The following is a 21,751-nucleotide window of genomic DNA, read 5'->3' as shown; positions in this document are numbered from 1 at the left end:
GAGCGCCTTCCCAAAGCGGATTCAGTGATCTCGGTGGGTGACGAGCTGGGCGAGCGTGCCGAGTTCCACTGCCGCACGCGCGGTCGGTGAGGCCTCGCCGAGATGAACCAGCGCCTGCGTGTGCAGTTCGTCGGCCTGCGTCTGGCTCCAGGCGCGCCCACCGGCCTCGTCGACCAGATGTGCGGCCCGCGCAAGCGTTTCCGCGTTCATCTCCTGCGACCCGGAGTACAGCGACGCGAGCTCCGCGGACGCGGGGACCCCGGCGGTCAGGGCACGCACGACGGGCAGCGACTTCTTGCGGTTCACCAGGTCCGAGTGCCCCGCCTTACCCGTCACCGCCGGGTCGCCCCAGATGCCGAGCAGGTCGTCCACGTGCTGGAACGCCAGGCCCAGCTCGGTTCCGTACCCGCGCATCGCCTCGACCTGCACGTCGGACCCGCCGCCGTACAGCGCGCCCAAAGCCGTGGAGGCACCCAGAAGCGCACCCGTCTTGCCGCGCGCCATCCGCTCGACCTCGAACACCTCGACGTCGGACCGCGTCTCGAAGTCCAGGTCGTAGGCCTGGCCCTCGAGCAACGCCACGGTGGCGTCGCCCAGCGTCCGGATCGCCTCGAGCGCCCGCGGATGTCCCGATCCCGCGAGGACGTCCACGGCCAGGGCCTGCAGCGCGTCCCCGGCCAGGATCGCCGCGTTGACGCCGAACACGGTCCACGCCGTCGCCCGGTGGCGCCGGGTCGTGTCGCGGTCCATCACGTCGTCGTGCAGCAGCGAGAAGTTGTGGATCAGCTCCACCGCGACCGCCGCCGGCACCGCGTCGGCGGCGGTGCCGCCGACGGCCTCGGCCGCCAGCAGCACCAGCGCGGGGCGGATCGCCTTGCCGCCGTTCTCCAGCACGGGGTTGCCGTACTCGTCGCGCCACCCGTGGTGGTACTCCGCGATCGTGCGCATCGACGGCGGCAGCTGGTCGACTGCCTTGCGCAGAGCCGGGAGCACGAGGCTCCGGCTCCACGCGAGCACCTCGCCGGACGGTCGTCCGGCGGCGAGAGGTTCGGTCATCTCGGCTGTCATCTCTAGAGACCGATCTCCACGTTCTCCAGCACGCCCAGCGCGTCCGGGACCAGCACCGCGGCCGAGTAGTACGTCGACACGAGGTACTTGAGCATCGCGTGCTCGTCGATGCCCATGAACCGCACGTTCAGGCCGGGCTCGTACTCGTCCGGGAGGCCGGTCTGGCGCAGGCCGACGACGCCCTGCTTCTCCTCGCCGAGCCGCATCGCGATGATCGACGTGGTGCCGTTCTTGTTGACCGGGATCTTGTCGCACGGCGCGATCGGGACACCGCGCCACGACTGCAGCTGCTTGCCCTCGACCTCCACGGTCGGCACGTACAGGCCGCGTTTGTTGAGCTGGCGGCCGAACGCCGCGATCGCCCTGGGGTGGGCCAGGATCAGCCTGGTGTTGCGGCGCCGCGAGATCAGCTCGTCCATGTCGTCCGGCGTCACCGGGCCGGAGGAGGTGCTGACCCGCTGCTTGAGGTCGGCGTTGGCGAGCAGGCCGAACTCCTTGTTGTTGATGAGCTCGGACTCCTGCCGCTCCCGCAGGGCCTCGATGGTCAGGCGCAACTGGTGCTCGACCTGGTCCATCGGCTGGCTGTAGAGGTCCGCCACACGCGTGTGGACGCGCACGATCGTCTGCGCCACCGAGAGCTCGTACTCACGGGGCCGCAGCTCGTAGTCGACGAACGTGCCGGGCAGCGCCGGCTCGCCGTCGTGGCCGGACGAGATGTCGATCTCGGCCTCGCCGTGCTTGTTCGACGCGTTCGTCGGGTTCGCCAGCTGCTGCGCGATGTGCTCGCGCAGTGGTTCGATCTGCTCGTTGAGCTGCGCGAAGGCGGCCCGCGACAGCACCACGGCCGTCGTCGGCGTCAACGCGCGCGCGGTGAAGCTCCAGTTCTTGCCGACGCCGGACAGCACCGGTTCGTCACCGATGTACTCGCCGTCCGCGATCGTGCCCAGTGCCACGTCGTCGCCGTACTCGCCGCGCCCGGTCTTGGTGACCTTGCCGTGCGCGATGACGATGATCTCGTCGACGGACTCGCCGCGGTGCGAGATCACCTCGCCCGGCAGGTACTCGCGCTGCTCGAAGCGGTTCGCGACGGCGGTCAGCGCCGCCTCGTCCTCAAAACCGCGCAGCAGCTTGAACTCCGCGAGCTCCTGCGGCACGATCCGCACCTCGGAACCCACGGACGTGAAGGTGACCCGGCCGTCGCCGATCGCGAACGTGAGCCGGCGGTTGACACGGAACGCACCACCCTTGGCCTCGACCCAGGGCAGCATGCGCAGCAGCCACCGGGGTGAGATCCCCTGCATCTGCGGTGCGGACTTGGTGGTCGACGAGAGGTTGCGGGCCGCCTTCGTCGAAAGGCTCAGCTGCCCGCCCTCGACCCCAAGGCCCGGATCGGTAACAGTCACTGGAAGTCCTGCCAATCTGTTGGTGCTGGGATGGAACTAGCGAACGGCGACCCGGCCGCGCCCTTGCGGCCGGACGTGGAGCGACTGCGTGCCGAGGCCCGACGGGGCGTGGAACGACTTCCGGGTGGGGACCGGGGAGCGGCTGTACCTGCCGGTGCGCTGCGTCCACAGCACTTCTCCGGCCAGCCAGGACTTGAGGGCTTCGACGTACCGGTGCAGCCCGGCCTTGGCCTCCGCGTCGAGGCCGTACTCGTCGGCGAGGGACGGCAGCTCGCCGATGATCGAGCCGATCTGCCGCAGCCGGGCGCTGATCAGGTCGGCCACGACCGAGACGGCCTGTGGGAGGTCGCAGTCGAAGAACTGCCGCACCGCGAGCACCGCGCTGGTCGTGCTGGCGCCGGTGGCGTAGGCGTGGTCGAAGCCGACGATCTCCTGGCGCAGCGCGGGAACGTCGCCGAACGAGTCGACGAGCGCCCGCATCGTGCTGTTGCGCAACAACTCCGCGGGCAGATCGGCGCCGACGGACTTGCGCGCGAGCTTCGCGGACAGCTCCGCGGCGATCGACCGGCGCCGCATCTCCACGAGGTCGATCGGGTCGGGCACCCGGCCCTGCGCCGTGTTGTGCGCCTCCCACAGCAACGCGTCGAAGAACTCGGTGAGGTGTTCCCGGTCCTCGTCGTCCAGGGTGGACCGCGAGACCAGGTCGGCCAGGCCCCTCTCCGCCGGGTTCGGCGAGGGCGCCGAGCCGTTCAGCACCGACTTCAACGCCGCCACGAACGCCTTGCCTCCCACGACGTCGCGCGGCCGGAGGAAACCGTCCCGGAACGCGTCGCTCACGAAGAAGCCCCACGCGTGCCAGTCGTTGATGTGCTTCAGGTCTTCCAGGGAGGCCGTCGGGTGGGTCAGCGGACCGAAGCCGCCGTAGTCCGCGGTGTCGTAGAACGCCTCGGTCCACGGCACACCGCCGAGCATGCCCATGTCCCGCACCCACGTCCTGGTGTGCTGCCGGACGCGGTCGACGTGCGGTGAAAGCCTTGCGGAGAAGGGCATGTCGAACGAGGGGATCTCAATCACGGGACCCCCCAGCCACGCCGCGGAGGTGCCCAGACCGGTCGGCCCCCGCAGGATCGTGCGGAAGAACGCCGAGTTGCCGGCTCCTCCGTCCACCCCGGAATGATCTGATTTGGTGTAGCGGCCCGCGTGCAGGTGCCACTCGTGGCCGCCGGACTGCCAGTCCTGCAGGCCCTTCACGTACTTGAGCACGCGGGCCTGGTCGTCCGGCGTCAAGGCGTTCTCGGCGAACAGCTGCGGCAGCTCGGTGAAGACCGTGTTCTCGAACTGGTGCAGCCGCGAGGTCAGCAGGGTGTTCACGGCCTCGACGGCGGTCTGCGTGTCGTGGCCGAAGAACTTCTCGAACACGAGCACCCCGTTGGAGTTCTCGCCCTCCCGCAGCACTTCCCGCTCGTACGAGAAGATGTCGTTGCGCAGGTGGATCGCGTCGGAGAACGTGTCGGACAGCACCCGCAGGGGCCGGGTGCCCGCGACGGACGCGGGCACCTCGGCCGACTCGGAGACCTCCACCAGGTTCGCCGACCACGGTGCGCCGCCGACCTTGCGGCGCATCTCGATGTACTCGATCGGGTTGGCGACCGTGCCGCTCTCGATGTTCTTGATCTCCCACATGCACTCGAGCAGCAGGTTGTGGGTGCTCGTGGTGAACCGGCGCCGCCAGTCCTGCGACATCAGTGGAATCGTCCGCTGCCACAGGTCGACGAGACCGCGTTCGGTCGGGTTCCGCGGCTCCGGCCACGGGTCCGTGCCGTTGAGGGGCATGAACGCCGGCAACCGGTCGAGATACGCCTTCGCGCCCGCCACGTCCTTGCTCTGCTTGAACTCCGCGAAGAACTCGTCGTCGAAGTAGAAGACCCAGACGTACCAGTCCGTGATGAGGTCGAGGATCTCCGCGGGCGCGTCCGGATGGGTCCACGCGCACATGTGCCCGTAGTCGTCGCCCGCGAGGATCTCGTCGGTCCACACCCCGGTGTCGAGCATCCCCATGTCCCGCGCCCACTGCGTCGAGTGGGCGCGGGCGCGTTCGAGGTGCGGGTTCATCCGCGCCGGGTGGGGCACGTAGAACTCCGGCATGGTGAAGGAGGCCAAGACCTATCCCTCGCGGCCGAGCTCGACGTGCTCCAGCACACCGATCGCGTCCGGCACCATGATGGCGGCGGAGTAGTAGGCGCTGACCAGGTAGTTGATGATCGCCTGGTCGTTGATGCCCATGAACCGCACGGACAGGCCCGGCTGGTACTCGTCCGGGATGCCGGTCTGGTGCAGGCCGATGACGCCCTGGTTCTGCTCGCCGGTGCGGATCAGCATCACCGACGACGTGCGGGTGTCGGAGATCGGGATCTTGTTGCACGGCAGCACGGGGATGCCGCGCCAGGCCGGCACCTGCTGGCCGTTGAAGTCGATGTGCTGCGGGTAGAGGCCCCGCTTGTTGAGCTCGCGGCCGAACGCGGCGATCGTGCGCGGGTGCGCGAGGAAGTACCCGGGGTCCTTCCACACGATCGACAGCAGCTCGTCGAAGTCGTCCGGGGTGGGCGGGCCGGTGCGGGTGTGGATGCGCTGCTTGAGGTCCGCGTTGTGCAGCAGGCCGAACGACCTGTTGTTGACGATCTCGTGCTCCTGGCGTTCGCGCAGGGCCTCGATCGTGAGCCGCAGCTGCTGCTCGACCTGGTCCATCGGCTTGTTGTAGAGGTCCGCGACACGGGTGTGGACCCGCAGCACGGTCTGGGCGACGCTCAGCTCGTACTCGCGCGGCGAGACCTCGTAGTCGACGAACGTGCCGGGCAGGACGGGCTCGCCCTCGTGACCGGACGCCATGCCGATCTCGGCCTCGCCGTACTCGTCCTGCGGCTTGTTGCGGCTGTTGAACGCCTGCTGGATGTGTGCGCGCAGGCCGCCCGCTTCCCCGTTGAGCGCCTGGAAGTCGTTCCACGACAGCGTGAGCACGGTGACCGGCGTGACGGCCTTGGCGGTGTACTCCCACTCGCCCTGCGGCCCCGCCAGCACGGTCTCGCCGAAGTACTGGCCGTCGGCGAGGTTGCCGAGCACGGTCTCGCCGCCGTACTCACCGGTGCCGACCTTGTCCACCTTGCCGTGCGCGATCAGCACGAGGGTGTCCTTCGGGCGGCCCTTCTCGACGATGACCTCGCCGATGCCGAACTCCTGCTGCGTGAAGCGGCCGGCGAGGGCGGCGAGGACCGCCTCGTCGTCGAAGCCCTTGAGCAGAGCCAGCTCGGTGAGCTCCATCGGCACGACGCGGATGTCGGCGCCGATGTTCGTGAAGGAGACGCGGCCATCGCCCAGCGTGTAGGTGAGGCGCCGGTTGACGCGGTACGCACCACCCGCGGCCTGCACCCAGGGGAGCACCTTGAGCAGCCAGCGGGAAGTGATTCCCTGCATCTGCGGGACGGACTTGGTGGTAGTGGCCAGATTTCGTGCGGCGGCCGTGCCCAAACTCAGCTGCTGACGGCCCTCAGTGAGGTCAGAATCCGTCACAGTCACAACCGGTACCCACCTATCTCAATGCGCTAATGGACCAAACCGTTAAGCCGGAATGGACGTTAGTTCGCACCGCTGATGGCTGTGAAGGGGCCAAAAAGGCGACATTCGGGTGGGTGGTTTGCGCCTGTTGATGCTACGGAGCGTACAACTTCTGCCTTATCCGAGCGTGCTCGCGTCAGCAGGAGAGTGATCGCTGTGCTATTCGGAATAGCGTGGAATAAGCCACTCGTTTGGCCCAGTAGGATCACTCTTTTGTGTGCGCCGGGCCGTGTTGTATAGATGTTATACGACACCACTTCGAGTGGGGAGAATCCACTCGAAGTGGTGTGTATCAATTTGTACCAACGACTATTCGTGTCATTGTGCGTCACGTGAGTTCAGGAACGATTCCAGCTGAGTCACGACGAACGCGTGGTCCTCCGCCTGGGGCAGGCCGGAGACGCCGACGGTGCCGATCGGGCCGGTTCCGCGCAGGAGCACGGGGAAGACGCCACCGTGCGCCGCGTACAGCTCCTGGTCGAGACCGGACTCCGCCTCGAACGTCGACCCCTTCTCGCGGAACGTCGTGCCGACGTAGAACGAGCTGTGGCCGAACAGCTCGACGACGCGCGCCTTGCGCTCCAGCCACCTGTCGTTGTCCGGCGCGGTGCCGGGCAGCGAGGCGTGGAAGAGGCGGTGTCCGTTGCGCCGCACCGAGATCGCGATCGGCAGGCCCTGCTCGCGCGCGGCGTCGAGCAGGTGCAGGCCGAGCTCGATCGCGACGTCGTTGCCGAACCGGCTGAACTGCAGCCGCCGTTCCTGGGCGAGAAGCTCTTCGGAGTTCACAGTTCGACCACCTTGTTCTCGTGTGCGGAAAGGAAAGCGGCTTCGATGACCCGCAGCGCGTGCACGGCGCCCGCGGGGTCGACGGGGATCCGGCCGGCGCTCAGCTCGGCGTAGAAGTGCTGGTAAGCGCCGGGTTCGACGGCGATCTCGGTGGTCTCGCCGAGGATGCCGAGTCGCCCGGTGCGCTCCTCGTGCCCCCAGTCCGGATCGGTCGGGCGGCGGCCGGCGCCGAGCGCGTCCTCCTGCTCGTCCAGGCCGCTGATCTCGAACGCGCCCTCGCTGCCGAGCAGGCGGAAGCGAGGTCCGGTGTTCGCCGCGTGCGCGTTGGCCCACAGGTGGGAGCGGACGCCGTTCTCGTGCGTCAGCGCCACGAACACGTCGTCGTCCACCTGGGCACCGGGGCGGCGGCGGTCGAGTTCCGCGTAGACGCTCCTGACCGGCCCGAACAGCTGCAGCGCCTGGTCGACGAGGTGCGCGCCGAGGTCGTAGAGCAGGCCGCCCGCCTCCTCGGGATCGCCGAACTCGCGCCAGTTGTCCCAGATCTCCGGCACCCAGCGCTCGAAGCGGGACTCGAACCGCCGCACCTCGCCCAGCCTGCCGGCGATCTCGCGGACGGTGAGGAAGTCGCTGTCCCAGCGGCGGTTCTGGAAGACCGTGAGCGGCACTCGCGCGGCCCGCGCGGCGGCCACGAGCTCCTCGGCTTCGGCGGAGGTCGGCGCGAACGGCTTGTCGACGACGACCGCGACGCCCTTCGCGATGGCCCGCTTCGCGTACTCGACGTGCGTCCTGTTCGGCGTGGCCACGACGATCAGGTCGAGGTCCAGCTCGAACAGCTCGTCGGCGCCGACGATCTTCGCGTCCGGGTGTTCGGCACGGGCCTGCGCCTGCCGCTCCGGGTTCGCCGTGACGATCGCGACGAGGTCCATGCCCTCGGTGGAGGAGATCAGCGGGGCGTGGAAGACCCGCCCCGCGATGCCGTAGCCCAGAAGTCCGACTCGAGTCATGCTTCCGATTAAAGCAACGCTGTTGAATAATTGCGACCGTGGACCTCACCTCACTGCGCTCGCACAACGACAGGACGGTGCTCAGGCTCGTCCGCTCCGGGGCGCTGAGCAGGGCTTCTCTCGCCGCGGAGACAGGACTGACCCCGCAGGCGATCTCGAAGATCGTGGCGCGGCTCATGTCGGCCGGCCTGCTGGAGGAGACCGGCGCCGTCCGCGACGGCGGCCGCGGCAAGCCCCGCATGTCGCTGCGGCTCGTGCCCGGCGGGGCGTACGCGTACGGCGCCTACGTCGACCGCGACGAACTGCGGGTGGTGAAGCTGGACCTGACCGGCGAGGTGGTGTCGGCGTCGGTCGTACCGCTGGCCCCGATGTTCACGCCCGGCGACGTGCTGGACGCCCTCGCCTCGCTGGTCGAGGCCGGGGACGCGGTGCTGGGGCTCGGCATCGGCATCGCCGGTCCGCTGGAGCACCGCGACGGGGTGGTGTCGCCGAACGGGCTCCCGGGCTGGTCGTCGGTCCCGTTGAAGGCGCTGGCCGAACAACGGCTCGGGCTGCCGGTCGTCGTGGACAAGGACACCAACGCCGCCGTGCTCGCCGAGGCGTGGCGCAGACCGTTGCGGGACGCGGCGCTGGTGTTCGTGGGCACCGGTCTGGGCGTGGGGCTGCTCCTCGGAGGGGAGGTGTACCGCGGCGCGCGGTCGGGCGCGGGCGAGTTCGGGCACACGACGATCCAGCTCGACGGACCGCTGTGCGTCTGCGGGCGGCGCGGGTGCGTCGAGGCGGTGCACGCCGCCAGCACGGGCGTCGAGGCGGCGCGGGTGCTCGCCGCCGCGGTGACGAACCTGGTGCAGCTGCTCGACCTCGACCAGATCGTCCTGAGTGGACGGAAGGTGCTGGAGTCGCCCGGCCTGTACCTGCGGGCGATGCCGGACGTGGACGTCAGCGTCACGTCGTACGGTCCTGACCTGGTGCCCGTCGGCGCAGGGCTGCTCGTCCTGGGTGAGTTGCTCTAGCATCAAGTTCGTGGACGTCCAGCACGTCGTCGGCCTGCCGCACCCGCGGCTGAGGCCGTTCGTGACGCGGTACTCCGGGTATCGGATGCGCACCGAACCCGGCGTCCACCGCGGCCTGCCGTCGCGCTCGCTCACCCTCGTGGTGACGGTGGACGGCACGGTCGACCTGCCCGAGGGCCGGTTCGCCGCGCTGTGCGGCGGGTTGCACGACGAGGCCGTGATGATCACGCACAACGGCTTCCAGCACGGCGTGCAGTGCGACCTCACGCCGCTGGGGATGCGGGCGTTCTTCGGCGTGCCGGCGGGTGAGCTGGCGGCGATGACCGTGGAGCTCGGCTCGCTCGACGCTCCCGCCGGTGAGCTGCGTGAACGGCTGCGGGACGCGCCGACGTGGACGGACCGGTTCGCGCTCCTGGACGAGGTGCTGGGCGGGCTGGTCAGGCCGGTGCGGCAGCAGGTCGAGGTGGCGTGGGCGTGGCAGCGCCTCGCGGCGGGGGCGGCGGTGGGCGAGATCGCCGCCGAGGTCGGGTGGAGCCGGCAGCACCTGAGCGCGCGGTTCGCGGCCGAGTACGGGCTCACGCCCAAGGTCATGGGCCGGGTGATGCGGTTCGAGCGGGCGAACCGGATGCTGCGGGGAGAACGGCGGCCGACGCTGACCGAGGTGGCCGTGGCGTGCGGCTACACCGACCAGGCGCACTTCAACCGCGACTGGCGGGCGTTGTGCGGGGCGACCCCGACCGAGTGGATCGCGACCGAGCTTCCATTCGTACAAGGCAGCGAGGGCGGTCAGGGCGCAGAGTTGCCTTCATGAGCACACCCGCACCCACCTGCTGGCCCTGCCTGTCCTATCAGGACGCTCCCGCCGCGATCCGCTTCCTCGTGGAGGCGTTCGGGTTCTCCGAACACCTCGTCGTACCGGGGGAGGCCGACGGCGAGGTCGTGCACTGCGAGATGGTCTGGCCCGAGGGCGGCGGCGTCATGCTGGGGTCCGCCGTGCGGTCGGTCGGCGAGGTCGAGGCCACGCGGGCCGGCGCCGGATCGATCTACGTGGTGACCGACCGGCCCGACGAGATCCACGCGCGGTCGCTGGCCCGGGGGGCGACCGAGATCCGCGGCCTGCGCGACGAGGACTACGGCTCGCGCGGCTTCACGGTGGCCGACCCCGAGGGCAACCGCTGGAGCTTCGGCACCTACCGCGGAGCGTGAGGCAACCCGCGCGCGCGATCTCGAGTCTTCCTGGGTGGAGAGGTTCACACCCAGGGGAGGACACGTGCGCTTGGCACGATGTTTGGTGATCACCGCTCTCGCCGCCGGGCTGCTCAGCCCGGTGGCGGCGGCGCAGGCGGAACCGCCGGGAGTGCGGAAGACCTCGGCCATCACGCTGATCAGCGGTGACAAGGTCGTCGTCGACGCGCGTGGTGAGCTCGTCCGGGTCGAGGGACGGCCCGGCGTGCAGTTCGCCCAGTACGTGCAGAACGGCCACCAGTACGTGGTGCCGGCGGACGCCGTCGACGCGGTGGGGCAGGATCGCGTCGACAAGCGCTTCTTCGACGTCACGTCGTTGCACGCCTACGGGTACACGGACGACAAGATCGACCGGATCCCCTTGCTGAACAGCGGTTTCCGGGCGGCGGGCGCGGTGGCCAAGAAGGACGCGGCGCGGCAGTGGACGGCGCGGCGCACGAGCGCGTTGCGTGCCGAGAAGCTGTGGCTCGACGGCAAGTCGCAGATCTCGCTGACCGAGAGCGTGCCGATGGTGGGTGCGCCGGCCGCGTGGCAGGGCGGGTTCGACGGCACCGGTGTCACGGTCGCCGTGCTCGACACCGGGTACGACCGCAACCACCCGGAGCTCGCGGGCGTCGTCTCCGTGTCGAAGGACTTCACGCCGTCCGGCATCCAGGACGACATCGGTCACGGCACGCACGTCGCGGCCACGGTCGCCGGTCGTGGCAGCCGGCACGTCGGTGTCGCGAAGGGCGCTTCCCTTGCCGTGGGCCGGGTCTGCGAGGCCTCGTACTGCTTCGACAGCGCGGTGATCGCCGGCATGGAGTGGGCGGCGCGCGAGGTCGGGGCCAAGGTCGTCAACATGTCGCTGGGCGGTGACCAGTCCGACGGCTCGGACCCGTTGTCCCGCAAGGTCGAGGAGCTCACCGCCGAGACCGGCGCGCTCTTCGTGGTCGCGGCGGGCAACGCGGGGACGTTCCGCAAGGTGTCCTCGCCGGCCGTCGCGGACTCGGCGCTCGCCGTGGCGAACCTGACCAAGCAGGGCGCGGTGGAGGAGATGTCGTCGCGCGGCCCGCGGCTGGGCGACTTCGCGGTCAAGCCGGACATCGCCGCGCCGGGCACGGACATCGTGGCCGCCCGCGCCGAGAACACCCTGTGGGAACACGCCGTCGACGACCTGCACGCGCGGCTGACCGGCACGTCGATGGCCGCGCCGCACGTCGCGGGCGCGGCGGCGGTGCTGGCGCAGCGCAACCCGTCCTGGACCGCGGCCGAGCTCAAGGCCCACCTGATGGCGACGGTGAAACCGGTCGCGGACTCTCCCGTGAGCGTCGGCACCGGCCTGCTCGACGTCGGCCGCGCGGTGACCCAGCAGGTCCGGGCCTCCGCCGGAAGCCTGTCGTTCGGGCTGCTGGAATGGCCGCACACCAAGACGGTCACGAAGACGATCACGTACTCCAACGCGAGCGACGAACCGGTTCCGCTGACGCTGCGGCACGACCTCGGCGCGGACTTCTCCGTGCCGTCGTCGGTGACCGTGCCGGCGCGGGGCAGCGTCGCGGTCGACGTCGTGCTCGACCCGCGCAAGGGCAACGGCACCTTCTTCGGGCACGTCAAGGCATCCGGGGCGGGCGTCGAACTGACCACCTCCGTCGGCGCGTACGTGCAGGAGGAACGGCACGCGCTGACGTTGTCGATGATCGGCCGTGACGGCAAGCCCGTCCCGAACGAGTTCGCCGTCGTGGTCAACATGACGACGAAGGAGGCGTCGGTGCTCAGCATCGGGCCGGACGGCACCGGCTCGGCGCGGCTGCCCGTCGCGGACTACGCGGTGCTCGGCCGCATCGACGAGCTGACGCCGAACTACGACTGGTTCGTGCCGGTCGCCGCGACCGAGGTGGCCGGCCGCGTCTCGCTGGCGGCGGACGTGTCCGTGACGCTGGACGCCAGGCAGGCCGGGCAGATCGGCGTCGAACTGCCCGAGCGCGACTCGGTGGTCTGGTACCGCGACGCCCAGCTGCGCGTGCCCTTCGCGCCCGGCAAGATCAGCGGCGTCGCGAGCATCATCGACGGCCGCGTTCCGCTGTACGGCCTGTCGTTCGGCGCGCCGCTGCCGGAGCTGACCTACGACTCCGGGCTCAAGGGCGGGCAGCCGCTCGTGTCGGTCCCGGGCGGGTTCCCGGTGCGGTACTACGAAAGCAGCAAGTTCCTGCCGCCCGGCGAGCACCGGTTCGACGTGGCCGAACGCGGTTCGGACGTGCGCGGCAAGCTCGCTCTCGTCAGGACCGCCGGCGAGGACGTCTACGAGGTCGCGCAGGCGATGAAGGACGCCGGCGCGGCCGCGGTGCTGTGGGCGGGACCGGTGCCGTTCGGGTTCGAGGAGCAGACGGCGATCCCGGTGATCGCCGCGGCGGAGCACCACGTGGCCGTCACACCGGCGAAGCTCACGGTGCGGGCCATCGCGGGCTCGCCGGTCTCGTACACGTTGTTCCTGCCGCACAAGGGTTCGCTTCCGTCCGGAGTGAAGAAGCTCCGGCACTCGGAGCTCGCGCGGGTCAAGGCGCGCTACCACACGTCCGGCGGTGACGGCTCGGTCAACCAGCGCAACAACCCGGTCGTCGACGGCGCCATCGGCATGACGCTGGACGAACGGCTCGCCGCTCCGGCGGAGCGCACCGAGTACTTCACCCCGGGCACCTGGCACCAGGAGGGCTTCGACGGGCGCGCGTACGGAGGCGGCGACGACCCGATCACGACCTCGTGGGCGCACGTGGAGCCGGTGACCTTCCAGCCGGGCGGCAGGTACGAGCGCACGAACCTGCGTGCCGTCACCTCGCCGCAGCTCGGCGGACCGTCACTCGTGTCGTGGGCCGACGGCGGTGGCGTCGAACGGGCGGGCGATCTCATCACCACGCGGATCTCGCCGTTCGGCGGGGCGGGCTGGGTGGAGAACTGGCGGCAGACCGGAGGCGGCTCCGTGGAGCTGTTCCGCGACGGTGCGTCGCTGGGCTTCTCCGACGTGAGGCGGGGCTCGTTCCACGCCCCCGCCCGCGACGGCCGGTACAAGCTCGTGCTGGACGCGTCCCGCGACTCGCTCGCGCTGTCCACCAACGTGAAAACATCGTGGGAGTTCTCAGCTTCCGCCGACGGCAAGCTGCCGTTGCTGGAGGTCGGCTACTCGGTGCCGCTCGACCTGCGCAACAGCGGGAAGGCAGGCGCGCCGATGCCGGTGAAGTTCACCGCGACGCGTCAGGCGGGGAAGACGACCGTGCGCTCGTTGCAGGCCTACGCGTCGTTCGACGACGGCGTCACCTGGACTCCGGTGAAGTCGATCGTGCCTCCCGGCGGGAAGGCGGGCGGCTTCGTGTCGCTGCGCGTGGTGGCATCGGACGTGGACGGCAACACGGTCGACCAGACGGTGCTGAGGGCCTACCGCCTGCGCTGATCGTTCCCCCCACTGAGTGATGTTGTTGTACTGGGCCGAACGGTCGTGCTTGTGTTACGTCTTAGGGCGTAACCGCGCGGCCGTTCGGTCGTTGTAACCCCCTGCGGCACCTGCCCCGCCGTGCGCGAGACGAACCAGGGACGCGGCGTCTCAGTGACCGGGGCAGGTGCCGCCAATCTCGGTGGCCGGTTCGGCGCGTCTGTGGTGGCATTCCAGCCATGGGGACGTTCGAGGAGCTGGTGGCCGAGGGCGCGGCCGTGCCGCTGGAGGGCTGGGACTTCTCGTGGTTCGAGGGCCGTGCCACCGAGGAGCGCCCACCGTGGGGCTACGCCTCCCTGATCGCCGCGCGGCTGGGAGCGGTCTCATCGGCTCTCGACCTGCAGACCGGCGGGGGAGAGGTGACGGCGTCGGCCCCGGTGTTGCCGCCGATGATGGTCGCCACCGAGTCGTGGCCGCCGAACGCCCTGGTCGCCTCGAAGAACCTGCCGTTCGTGGTGCGCGCGGCGGACGGCGGCCCGCTGCCGTTCCGGGCTTCCTCGTTCGACCTGGTGATCTCGCGGCATCCCGTGGTGACGCCGTGGGGCGAAGTCGCGCGGGTGCTGCGGTCTGGTGGGGCCTACTTCTCGCAGCAGATCGGGGCCGGCACGAACCGGGAGCTCACCGACTTCATGATGGGGCCGCAGCCGGTGGGTGAGGCCCGTGGGGTGTCGCGGGCTCGTGCTGATGCCGAGGCTGCCGGGTTGGAGGTGCTGCGGCTGGAGCCGGTGGCGCTGCGGGTGGCGTTCTTCGACGTTGCCGCGGTCGTGCACTTCCTGCGCAAGGTGCTGTGGACCGTTCCCGGGTTCACGGTGGAGGGGTATCGGGACCGGCTCCTGGACATGCACGCGCACATCCGGGAGCACGGGGAGTTCGTGTGCACGTCGAGGCGGTTCCTGGTCGAGGCTCGCAAGCCCTGATGATCAGGCCTGCCAGCGCCGAGCGTATCCACCCGGACCTCCCGCTTCCGTGCCAGCTCCGCGAAATGGGCGGTTCTGCCGCGTGATCTCTTCGTACCGCTTGAGGACCGAGCCACATCGGGACCTGATCCGAAAAGCGACGCGGCCCCCTCCATAACTTCGGGAGGGGGCCGCGTCGCTGTCCTGACTAGCGGGGCTGGCGCTCGCGGCGGATCGTCACGCGCTTGCCCTTGATCGTCGCGTCGCGCAGCTGCTCGATCACGTCGTTCGCGGACTGGCCCGGCACCTCGACGAGCGAGAACCTGTCGGCGATCTCGATCGCGCCGATGTCGCGGCCCTTCAGGCCCGTCTCGCCGGTGATCGCGCCGACGATGTCCTGCGGGCGGATGCCCGACGAACGACCGGCACCCAGGAACAGCCTGGTCATGCCCTCGGACGGGCCACGGCGCTCGCGGCGCGGACCGGCCGGGGCACCGTCGCGGCGCGGGCGGTCCTCACGCGGGCGCACCTCGGGGATCTCCTCCTCGTCGGCGGCGGCACCCGAGGCCTCGTGCGCGAGCTTGACCGCGGCGAGCGCGATCTCCATGACGTCGAACTCGTCGGCCAGGGTCTCGACCACGACGCGGAACCGCGACAGGTCGTCCTCGAGCAGCGACTCGTGCAGCGAGGAGCGGGTGAGCTCCAGCTGGCGGGCGCGCAGGTCGGCGACCGTCGGCACCTTCTCGACCGGGATCTTGGTCTTGGTGACGCGCTCGATCGTCTTGAGCATCGAGTTCTCGCGCGGCTCGACCAGGGTGATCGCGACGCCCTCGCGGCCGGCGCGGCCCACGCGGCCGATGCGGTGCGTGTACGCCTCGGGCGCGGACGGCACGTTGTAGTTCACGACGTGCGTGAGCTGCTCGATGTCGAGGCCGCGGGCGGCGACGTCGGTGGCCACCAGCAGGTCGGCGGTGCCGGAACGCAGGCGCGACATGACGCGGTCGCGCTGCTCCTGGCTGATGCCGCCGTGCAGCGACTCGGCGCGGTAGCCGCGGCCGTTCAGGGTCTCGGTGAGCTGGTCGACCTCGTCGCGGGTGCGGCAGAAGACGACGGCGGCGGTCGGCGACTCGACGTCCAGCACGCGGCCGAGGGCGGCGGGCTTGTGCTCGCGGCGCACCAGGTACGCGGTCTGCCGCACGCGCGGGGCCTCGCCCGGCTCGGTCTTCTCGCGCTCGATCTGGATCAGCACCGGCTCGCGCAGGTGGCTCTTGGCCATGCGGTCGATGCGCGGCGGCATTGTGGCCGAGAACAGCACGGTCTGCCGCTCGGCGGGCGTCTCGCTGAGGATCGCGTCGATGTCCTCCGCGAAGCCCATGTCGAGCATCTCGTCGGCCTCGTCGAGCACGACGACCTGCAGGTCGCCCAGCTGCAGCGTGCCGCGCTGGAGGTGGTCGATCGCGCGGCCCGGGGTGGCGACCACCACGTCGACGCCGCGGGACAGCTCGCGGAGCTGGCGGCCGATCGGCTGGCCGCCGTAGATGGGCAGCACGCGGGCGCCCATGTGGCGGCCGTAGCGGTGGACCGCCTCGGACACCTGCACGGCGAGTTCACGGGTCGGCGCGAGGACGAGGGCCAGCGGCTTCTCACCCTTGCCGATCTTGTCGGCGATGCGCTCGAGCAGCGGCAGCGCGAACGCCGCCGTCTTGCCCGTGCCCGTGGCCGCCTGGCCCAGCAGGTCGTTGCCCGCGAGCAGTGGCGGGATCGCTTCGCTCTGGATCGGCGTCGGCTCCTCGTAGCCCAGCGTGGTGAGTGCGTTGAGGATGTCGGAGCGCAGCCCCAGGTCGGCGAAACCGTTGTCGGCGGTGGTCATGGGGAGTATCTTCCCCCACCGCCTCACATCGCACTCACTCAGACCAGGTCACGGCGCCTCCGGAGCCTCCACGAGCACGTCCGCGCTGCTCGTCACGCCGTTGACGGTGATCGAGATCTTCGCCTGACCAGGCCTGATGCCGGTGAGCACCCCGGTGTCCGGTTCGAACCGGGCGACGTGCCACGGCCGGACCCCGCTCGCGCCGCCCACGTGCAGACCACGTGACCCTTCCCACACCGCGCCCATCGGACACCGCACCGGTACCGACCGCGAACCCTGTTTCACCGTCGCCGCAACCGCTTCCGCCGCGGCGGGCCTCAGCGTCGCCGGAACCCGGACCTGGAGCGCGTCCACGTGCGGCCGGGTCTCGGCCTTGAGGCCCTCCTCGCCGACCCCGAGCAGCGTCCAGCCGGTGAACCCGCCCGGCTCCGCGGGTGCCTTGCCGGAGTTGCCGTTGATCACGTGCGGAACGCCGTCCACAGTGGACGCGAAGAACCCGCCGACGTGGCCGCCGACGAACGCCGTGGGTTTGTCGCGTTCGGACAGCAGTCGCTCGAAGTAGGACGCTTCCAGCCGGTCGTCGAGCTGGCTCGTGCGCGCGGGCGTCGGATCGCGCGGCGGGTGGTGCATCAGCACGACGGCCGGGCCCTCGGCGGTGCGCAGCGCGTTCCTGAGCATCTCCACCTGCTCGAAACCGCCGCCCCTGAGCGTGCCGGTCGACGAGTCGAGCAGCACGAACCTGGTGCCCCTGTGGTCGAACGTGCGGCTGGTGGCGCCGAACTCGCGGCGGAAGTTCTCGATCGTGCCCGGACCCATGATCTCGTGGTTGCCCGGCACGTAGTACCAGGGGAAGCCGCCGAGCTCCTCGGTCAGGACCCGGCGCGCGAACGCCAGGTCCCGCGGTGACGCCTCGTCCACGAAGTCGCCGTTGACCACGACGAACTCGGCGCCGGACGCCCTGATCTCCCGCAGCGTGCGGCGGGCGGACCTGACCAGGTCGCTGTCCGGGGCGCGGGCCACGAACTGGGCGTCGGACATGACCGCGAACGTCCAGCCCCGCGCCGGGCCGATCACGTCGTCGCACAGGTCGGGGGCGGGCGGCAGGGTGACCGCCGGCGGCACCCTCGCGACGACGTCGTCGACGACCACCTCGCCGCGGTAGGCGCGGTCGGCCCTGGTCTCGATCGTGGTGAACCTGGTGACCTGGATCGGGAAACTGAGCTCCGGCGGCACCGCGACCTCGATCTGCTGCCAGCCGTGCCAGGTGACGTGGGGGCCGTAGAGCGACCGGGACCGTCCCGTCGAGTCCGTGACGGTGAAGGCCGTCCACTCGCCCTGGCCGGTGCCGCGGACCCGCGCGGCGAGCGACAGGGGTTGCCCGTCGACCCGCAGCGGCCTCGGCGGGACGGCGTGGGCGGTGCGCGTGCCGGTCGACTGCGTGAAGTCGTAGCTGAGCCGCAGGCCCGCGCCGGTGTGGCCGTCCGGTTCCGGTGCCACCCGCCCGGTCGCGCGGGCGGAACCGAAGGTCCACTGTGGAGCATCGTCGAACGTGGCGAGCGACTGGTCGGTCACCCCGACCGTGACGGCCGTGTGCGTCTCCTTGCCCTGAGCGCGTGCCCTGATCGTGGTCGCGCCGTCGCGCAGCGCCCTGATCCGGAGGTCCGGGGTGACCTCGATGATCGTGCGGTCGTAGCTGAGGTCGAGGTCGGCGCGTTCGATCGGCGCGCTGAAGCCCTTCGCGTCGAAACCGTTGATCCGCAACGGCTTGTGCTCGGCGCCGGTCAGGCTGATCCGGGGTTCGGCCGGAGCGATCCTGGCCAGCCCGCCCAGCACGGTGAGCCGCGTGGTCCTGGTCGTGAGGCCCTGGAAGGCGGTGAAGCTCGCGGGACCCGGGCGCGACGCGGCGTGGAAGGTGTCGCCGACGGCCCATCCGCCCGTCGCGCGCGAGACGTGCTCGTCGCTCGCCGGTCCGAACGTCTCGTCGTGGCCGCGCACCGTCATCCGGCGGGTCATGCCGGGGAAGACGCGGGTGCTCTCGGTCTGGACGTCGAAGCCGGTCAGCCTGCCGGTGCCGGTGGGGGCGTAGAGGGCGAGGCCGTTCGCGACCGGGCGCTCGCCCCCGTCCGAGGGCGTGTTGACGACCTTCAGCCCGGTCGTGCCGGGGTCGCGGACGAGCATGGTCGACGAACCGCCGCCGTCGAGGTTGAGCGCGTTGTGCGCGCCGAGCTCGATCATCGCGTCGGCGAGGTCGTCCAGGTCCAGGCCCTGCAGGTGGGCGCTCTGCCGTCCGTCGACGACGAGCACGTACATCTTCCTGCCGTCCTGCGAGAAGCCGACCGCGGTGCGCGGGTGGAGCGGGTCCGCCGGGGCGACGTTCCTGCCGTTGCTCACCAGCAGCTGACGTCCGCCGATGGCCGTCCTCGGGTCGCTGCCGTCGCTGGTGCGGTTCCGGTAGCTGATCTCCGCCCTGTCACCCGGCTTGAGCGTCTTGAGCACGTCGGCGCCCTTGTCCCGGCCGACCAGCGCGTACCCCTGGACGGGCTGGTCGCCCGGGCTGCCGACGGACCGCACGACGTCGTCCTCGACGATCACCTCGGCCGTGTTGGCCGCGCCTTGCACAGCGCGCGCTCTGCTGTACGTGCCCCACAACGAGTTGAAGACGCCTATGCCGTCGACGTCGATCCGTGCGCTGTTGAGCTGAGTCAGCTCGTGCGTGCCGTTGAGCGTGCCTTCGAAGAACGTCTCCATGACGCTCCCGACGCCCGCCGCGTCGATGCCGGCCGCCCGGCCCTCGCCGGACTTCCTCAGGTGGCCGTCCTGGATGCCCACGCCGTCCGGCGCGTTCGAGTCGTCGATGTCGAAGAAGTCGCCGTTGATCGCCGCGACGGCTCCGCCCGCCTGCTGCGAGAGGGGAGCGGCCTGGGAGACGGTGCCGGGGTCGACATAACCGACCTGGGCTTTCGTGAGGTCGACGGCCAGCGCGTCCCCGCGGACCCAGCCGTCGGGCCGGTACCAGTCGAACGAGCTGAGGGTGACGCCGGGAGCCACGGGTCTCACGATCCGCTCGGTCTCGACGCGTCCGGCGGAGCCGGCGTGCGCGGGCGGAACGGGCGCAAGGAGGGCCGCGGCGATGGTCACCGCAAGTGCACGTCTCGTCACGCCCCGGAATCTAAGCTGATCTGGTGAACAACCGCCTGACGGTCTGCGCCTCGCACCTGATCACCCTGCCCAGCGCGCCTTTCGGCCCGGTCCGCGAGGCGATCGGCGCCGCACGGGACGCCGTCGCGGCGTTCGACCCGGAGCTCGTCGTCTTCTTCGGCACCGACCACCGCCGCGCCTTCCGCTCCGTGGTCCCGACCTTCGCCGTGGTCCTGGAGGCCACGGCCCAGGGTGACGTCGCGGGCCCCGTCGGTTCCTACGACGTCCCTTCCGCACTGGGACGTGCGCTGGTGGCCGACCTCGTGGCGCACGAGTTCGACATCGCCACGGCCTACAGCGCCGCCCTGGACCACGCGTTCGGCCACACGACCCGCGACCTGCTGGGCGCGATCGACGCCAAGCCGGTGCTGCCGGTCTTCGTCAACTGCGCCTCCCCGCCGCACGCGACCTTCCGCCGCGCCGCGTCCCTGGGCCGCCGCGTCGGGGAGTTCTTCGCCGACCGGCGGGTGCTCTACGTCGGCTCCGGCGGGCTGGCGCACGACCTGCCCGGGTTCCGCGAGCCCGAGACGGGCGTGGTGCTCACGGAGGAGGAGCGCCAGGCGTGGATCAGGTCGGTCAACGAGAAGGCCCGGTCCGAAGGCACGCTCCGCGAGCTGGTGCGCACCTGGGACGAGGCCTTCCTGACCGGAGTCGGCGGGACGTCGTGGGAGTGGCTCGACTCGATCGGCACCGACCTGGTCGAGCGCGGCGGGAACGGCGCCGCCGAGTGCCTGACGTGGACGGCGGCGTGGGCCGCGGGCGGGCAGCCGCTCAGGACGCTGGCCCACGAGTTCGACACCGGCGGCCGCGCCGTCGCGATCAGCTAGCCGGGGAGTCCACGGTGCGCAGCACGTCGGCCTCGGCCAGGTAGAGCCTGCCGAGGTCGATGAGCAACGTGCCCAACTCGCGGTAGTGCTCGGCGCGTTCCGGATCGGGAATGAGCCCGCACGTGCGCAGCATGTTTTGTGCGAGCAACTCGCCGAACTGTGGATAAGTCTTCACCACCTCACGCGAGAGGCGTTGAAGAGATATGCGCAGCAGGTCTTCGGTCAGGATTTCCGCGGCCATGGCAGGATCCCCTCGCTTTCGCGCCAGATGCCGTCGCAGTCCCAGCACGTCGGCCACACGTTCTTGTTCGTCCAGAGGTCGAACTCCTGCAGGACGAAGGGAATGCCGCACAGGGTCTCGACGAGCCGCCCCCTGGCCGGCTCGTCGGAGATGGCGTGTCGCCGCCCTTCGTGGGGCGTCCATCGAAATCTCACAGGATTATTCTGCAGCTTGGAGGAGCTCCAAGCTAACGCCCTTTTGGGTTGTGTTGGGTTCGAATGTTCTGGAGCCCTCAGGAATGGCGTTACGGTCGTCATCATGCCGAAAAGATTCTCCACTGTGAGAGGCCGTGAGTTCGGGGACGGCCTCCGTGCGGCCATCGCCGCCACCGGAATGACGTCGCGCAAAGTCGCCGCACTCGTCGGGTGGCAGGAAGCCAAGCTCTCCGACCTGGTCAACGGCAAGGGCGGTGCCACCGAGCTGGAGCTCGCGCTGTTGCTGGGCGTGTGCCGGACGCCGGCGGGGGAGCGGGATCACCTGCTCTCGCTGTTCACCGGTACTGGCGTCAAGGGGTGGTGGCAGGAGCACGGCACCTGCGCGCCGATCAGCCCGCGCACGCTGGTCGAGCACGAGCGGCTGGCGGAGAAGTTGTTCAGCTGGCAGACCATGCTGCTGCACGGCACGTTGCAGACCCCGGACTACACGCGTGCGGTGATCACCGCCTGTGCGAACGTGCCCGGAGACGAGGTGGATGCGCGCGTCGAGGCGAGGGCGCAGCGGCAGGAGGCGCTGCGCGGCGGGATGAAGGCGGTGTTCTTCGTTCCCGAAGCGGTGTTGCTGGACGGGGTCGGTGGCGCCGAGGTCATGCGGGAGCAGCTGCGTCACCTGGACTCGCTGGCGGCGCGGCCGAGCATCGTGATCCGGATCGTGCCGCTCGGCGTCGGTGCGCACGCGGGCATGGCCGGGTCGTTCGACATGTTGACGTTCGACAGGTACGACGACGTCGTCTTCCTGGAGAGCGAGAACTCGAGCTTGATCATCGAGGCGCCGGAGGCCGTCAAGGCGTACGCGCGGATCGTCGAAGGGCTCGAACTCGTGGCCTTGGATGCGGAACAATCGAAGGAGCTGATCAAGAAGTCGCTGACATGA

Annotated in this window: 17 protein-coding genes; 7 read left to right on the top strand and 10 right to left on the bottom strand. The window is 70.3% G+C overall.

The window, feature by feature from the left end:
• Window positions 1–21: 21 nt before the first annotated feature.
• The 6 genes from ORI60_RS13745 to ORI60_RS13720 all read right to left on the bottom strand — a co-directional run bounded on the left by ORI60_RS13745 (window position 22) and on the right by ORI60_RS13720 (window position 7,870).
• Window positions 22–1,056, bottom strand: coding sequence for a family 2 encapsulin nanocompartment cargo protein polyprenyl transferase (locus ORI60_RS13745; protein WP_266037605.1), 1,035 nt, complete (start codon window positions 1,054–1,056; stop codon window positions 22–24).
• 14 nt (window positions 1,057–1,070) lie between these two features.
• On the bottom strand, window positions 1,071–2,471 hold the full coding sequence (locus ORI60_RS13740; RefSeq protein WP_266037604.1) for a family 2B encapsulin nanocompartment shell protein: 1,401 nt from the start codon (window positions 2,469–2,471) through the stop codon (window positions 1,071–1,073).
• A 36-nt stretch (window positions 2,472–2,507) separates the two neighbouring features.
• On the bottom strand, window positions 2,508–4,631 hold the full coding sequence (locus ORI60_RS13735; RefSeq protein ID WP_266037603.1) for a terpene synthase family protein: 2,124 nt from the start codon (window positions 4,629–4,631) through the stop codon (window positions 2,508–2,510).
• A 3-nt stretch (window positions 4,632–4,634) separates the two neighbouring features.
• Window positions 4,635–6,041: a family 2B encapsulin nanocompartment shell protein gene (locus ORI60_RS13730; RefSeq protein ID WP_266037602.1), complete on the bottom strand. Its 1,407-nt coding sequence runs from the start codon at window positions 6,039–6,041 to the stop codon at window positions 4,635–4,637.
• A gap of 357 nt (window positions 6,042–6,398) precedes the next feature.
• Entirely contained in the window at window positions 6,399–6,866 is a 468-nt protein-coding gene (locus ORI60_RS13725; RefSeq protein WP_266037601.1) for a heme-degrading domain-containing protein, read from the bottom strand.
• Entirely contained in the window at window positions 6,863–7,870 is a 1,008-nt protein-coding gene (locus tag ORI60_RS13720) for a Gfo/Idh/MocA family oxidoreductase (RefSeq protein WP_266037600.1), read from the bottom strand. Before ORI60_RS13720 ends, ORI60_RS13725 begins: the two co-directional genes overlap by 4 nt.
• A 38-nt stretch (window positions 7,871–7,908) precedes the next feature.
• On the opposite strand from ORI60_RS13720, the gene ORI60_RS13715 reads away from it, so the two are divergent.
• The 5 genes from ORI60_RS13715 to ORI60_RS13695 all read left to right on the top strand — a co-directional run bounded on the left by ORI60_RS13715 (window position 7,909) and on the right by ORI60_RS13695 (window position 14,508).
• Complete coding sequence (locus ORI60_RS13715; RefSeq protein ID WP_266037598.1) at window positions 7,909–8,883, top strand: ROK family transcriptional regulator; 975 nt, start codon at window positions 7,909–7,911, stop codon at window positions 8,881–8,883.
• A 10-nt stretch (window positions 8,884–8,893) separates the two neighbouring features.
• Window positions 8,894–9,694: a helix-turn-helix domain-containing protein gene (locus tag ORI60_RS13710; protein WP_266037596.1), complete on the top strand. Its 801-nt coding sequence runs from the start codon at window positions 8,894–8,896 to the stop codon at window positions 9,692–9,694.
• Window positions 9,691–10,089, top strand: coding sequence for a VOC family protein (locus tag ORI60_RS13705; RefSeq protein WP_266037595.1), 399 nt, complete (start codon window positions 9,691–9,693; stop codon window positions 10,087–10,089). The genes ORI60_RS13710 and ORI60_RS13705 overlap by 4 nt, the downstream gene beginning before the upstream one ends.
• A gap of 70 nt (window positions 10,090–10,159) precedes the next feature.
• Window positions 10,160–13,552, top strand: a complete 3,393-nt coding sequence (locus ORI60_RS13700; RefSeq protein ID WP_266037594.1) for a S8 family serine peptidase — start codon at window positions 10,160–10,162, stop codon at window positions 13,550–13,552.
• Between the two features lie 218 nt (window positions 13,553–13,770).
• Complete coding sequence (locus tag ORI60_RS13695) at window positions 13,771–14,508, top strand: methyltransferase domain-containing protein (RefSeq protein ID WP_266037593.1); 738 nt, start codon at window positions 13,771–13,773, stop codon at window positions 14,506–14,508.
• A 187-nt stretch (window positions 14,509–14,695) separates the two neighbouring features.
• On the opposite strand, the gene ORI60_RS13690 is transcribed toward ORI60_RS13695, so the two are convergent.
• Both ORI60_RS13690 and ORI60_RS13685 read right to left on the bottom strand, forming a co-directional pair.
• Window positions 14,696–16,357, bottom strand: a complete 1,662-nt coding sequence (locus ORI60_RS13690; protein ID WP_266037592.1) for a DEAD/DEAH box helicase — start codon at window positions 16,355–16,357, stop codon at window positions 14,696–14,698.
• A gap of 48 nt (window positions 16,358–16,405) precedes the next feature.
• Complete coding sequence (locus ORI60_RS13685) at window positions 16,406–19,516, bottom strand: phosphodiester glycosidase family protein (protein WP_266037590.1); 3,111 nt, start codon at window positions 19,514–19,516, stop codon at window positions 16,406–16,408.
• 23 nt (window positions 19,517–19,539) lie between these two features.
• Between ORI60_RS13685 and ORI60_RS13680 the strand changes: the two genes are divergently transcribed.
• Complete coding sequence (locus ORI60_RS13680) at window positions 19,540–20,382, top strand: hypothetical protein (protein ID WP_266037589.1); 843 nt, start codon at window positions 19,540–19,542, stop codon at window positions 20,380–20,382.
• Here ORI60_RS13680 and ORI60_RS13675 read toward each other — a convergent pair.
• Complete coding sequence (locus ORI60_RS13675) at window positions 20,375–20,680, bottom strand: hypothetical protein (protein WP_266037648.1); 306 nt, start codon at window positions 20,678–20,680, stop codon at window positions 20,375–20,377. The genes ORI60_RS13680 and ORI60_RS13675 overlap by 8 nt on opposite strands.
• Window positions 20,605–20,919 (bottom strand): zinc finger protein, encoded by a 315-nt coding sequence (locus ORI60_RS13670; RefSeq protein WP_266037645.1) that lies wholly within the window; start codon window positions 20,917–20,919, stop codon window positions 20,605–20,607. Before ORI60_RS13670 ends, ORI60_RS13675 begins: the two co-directional genes overlap by 76 nt.
• Before the next feature lies 1 nt (window position 20,920).
• Here ORI60_RS13670 and ORI60_RS13665 point away from each other — a divergent pair, with 1 nt between their 5' ends.
• Entirely contained in the window at window positions 20,921–21,751 is an 831-nt protein-coding gene (locus tag ORI60_RS13665; RefSeq protein ID WP_266037587.1) for a DUF5753 domain-containing protein, read from the top strand.

The sequence above is a fragment of the Lentzea sp. NEAU-D7 genome, from assembly GCF_026242055.1.
GTDB lineage: Bacteria > Actinomycetota > Actinomycetes > Mycobacteriales > Pseudonocardiaceae > Lentzea.
Note: the sequence above shows the minus strand (reverse complement) of the source record. Positions and strands in the feature narration are given on the sequence as shown.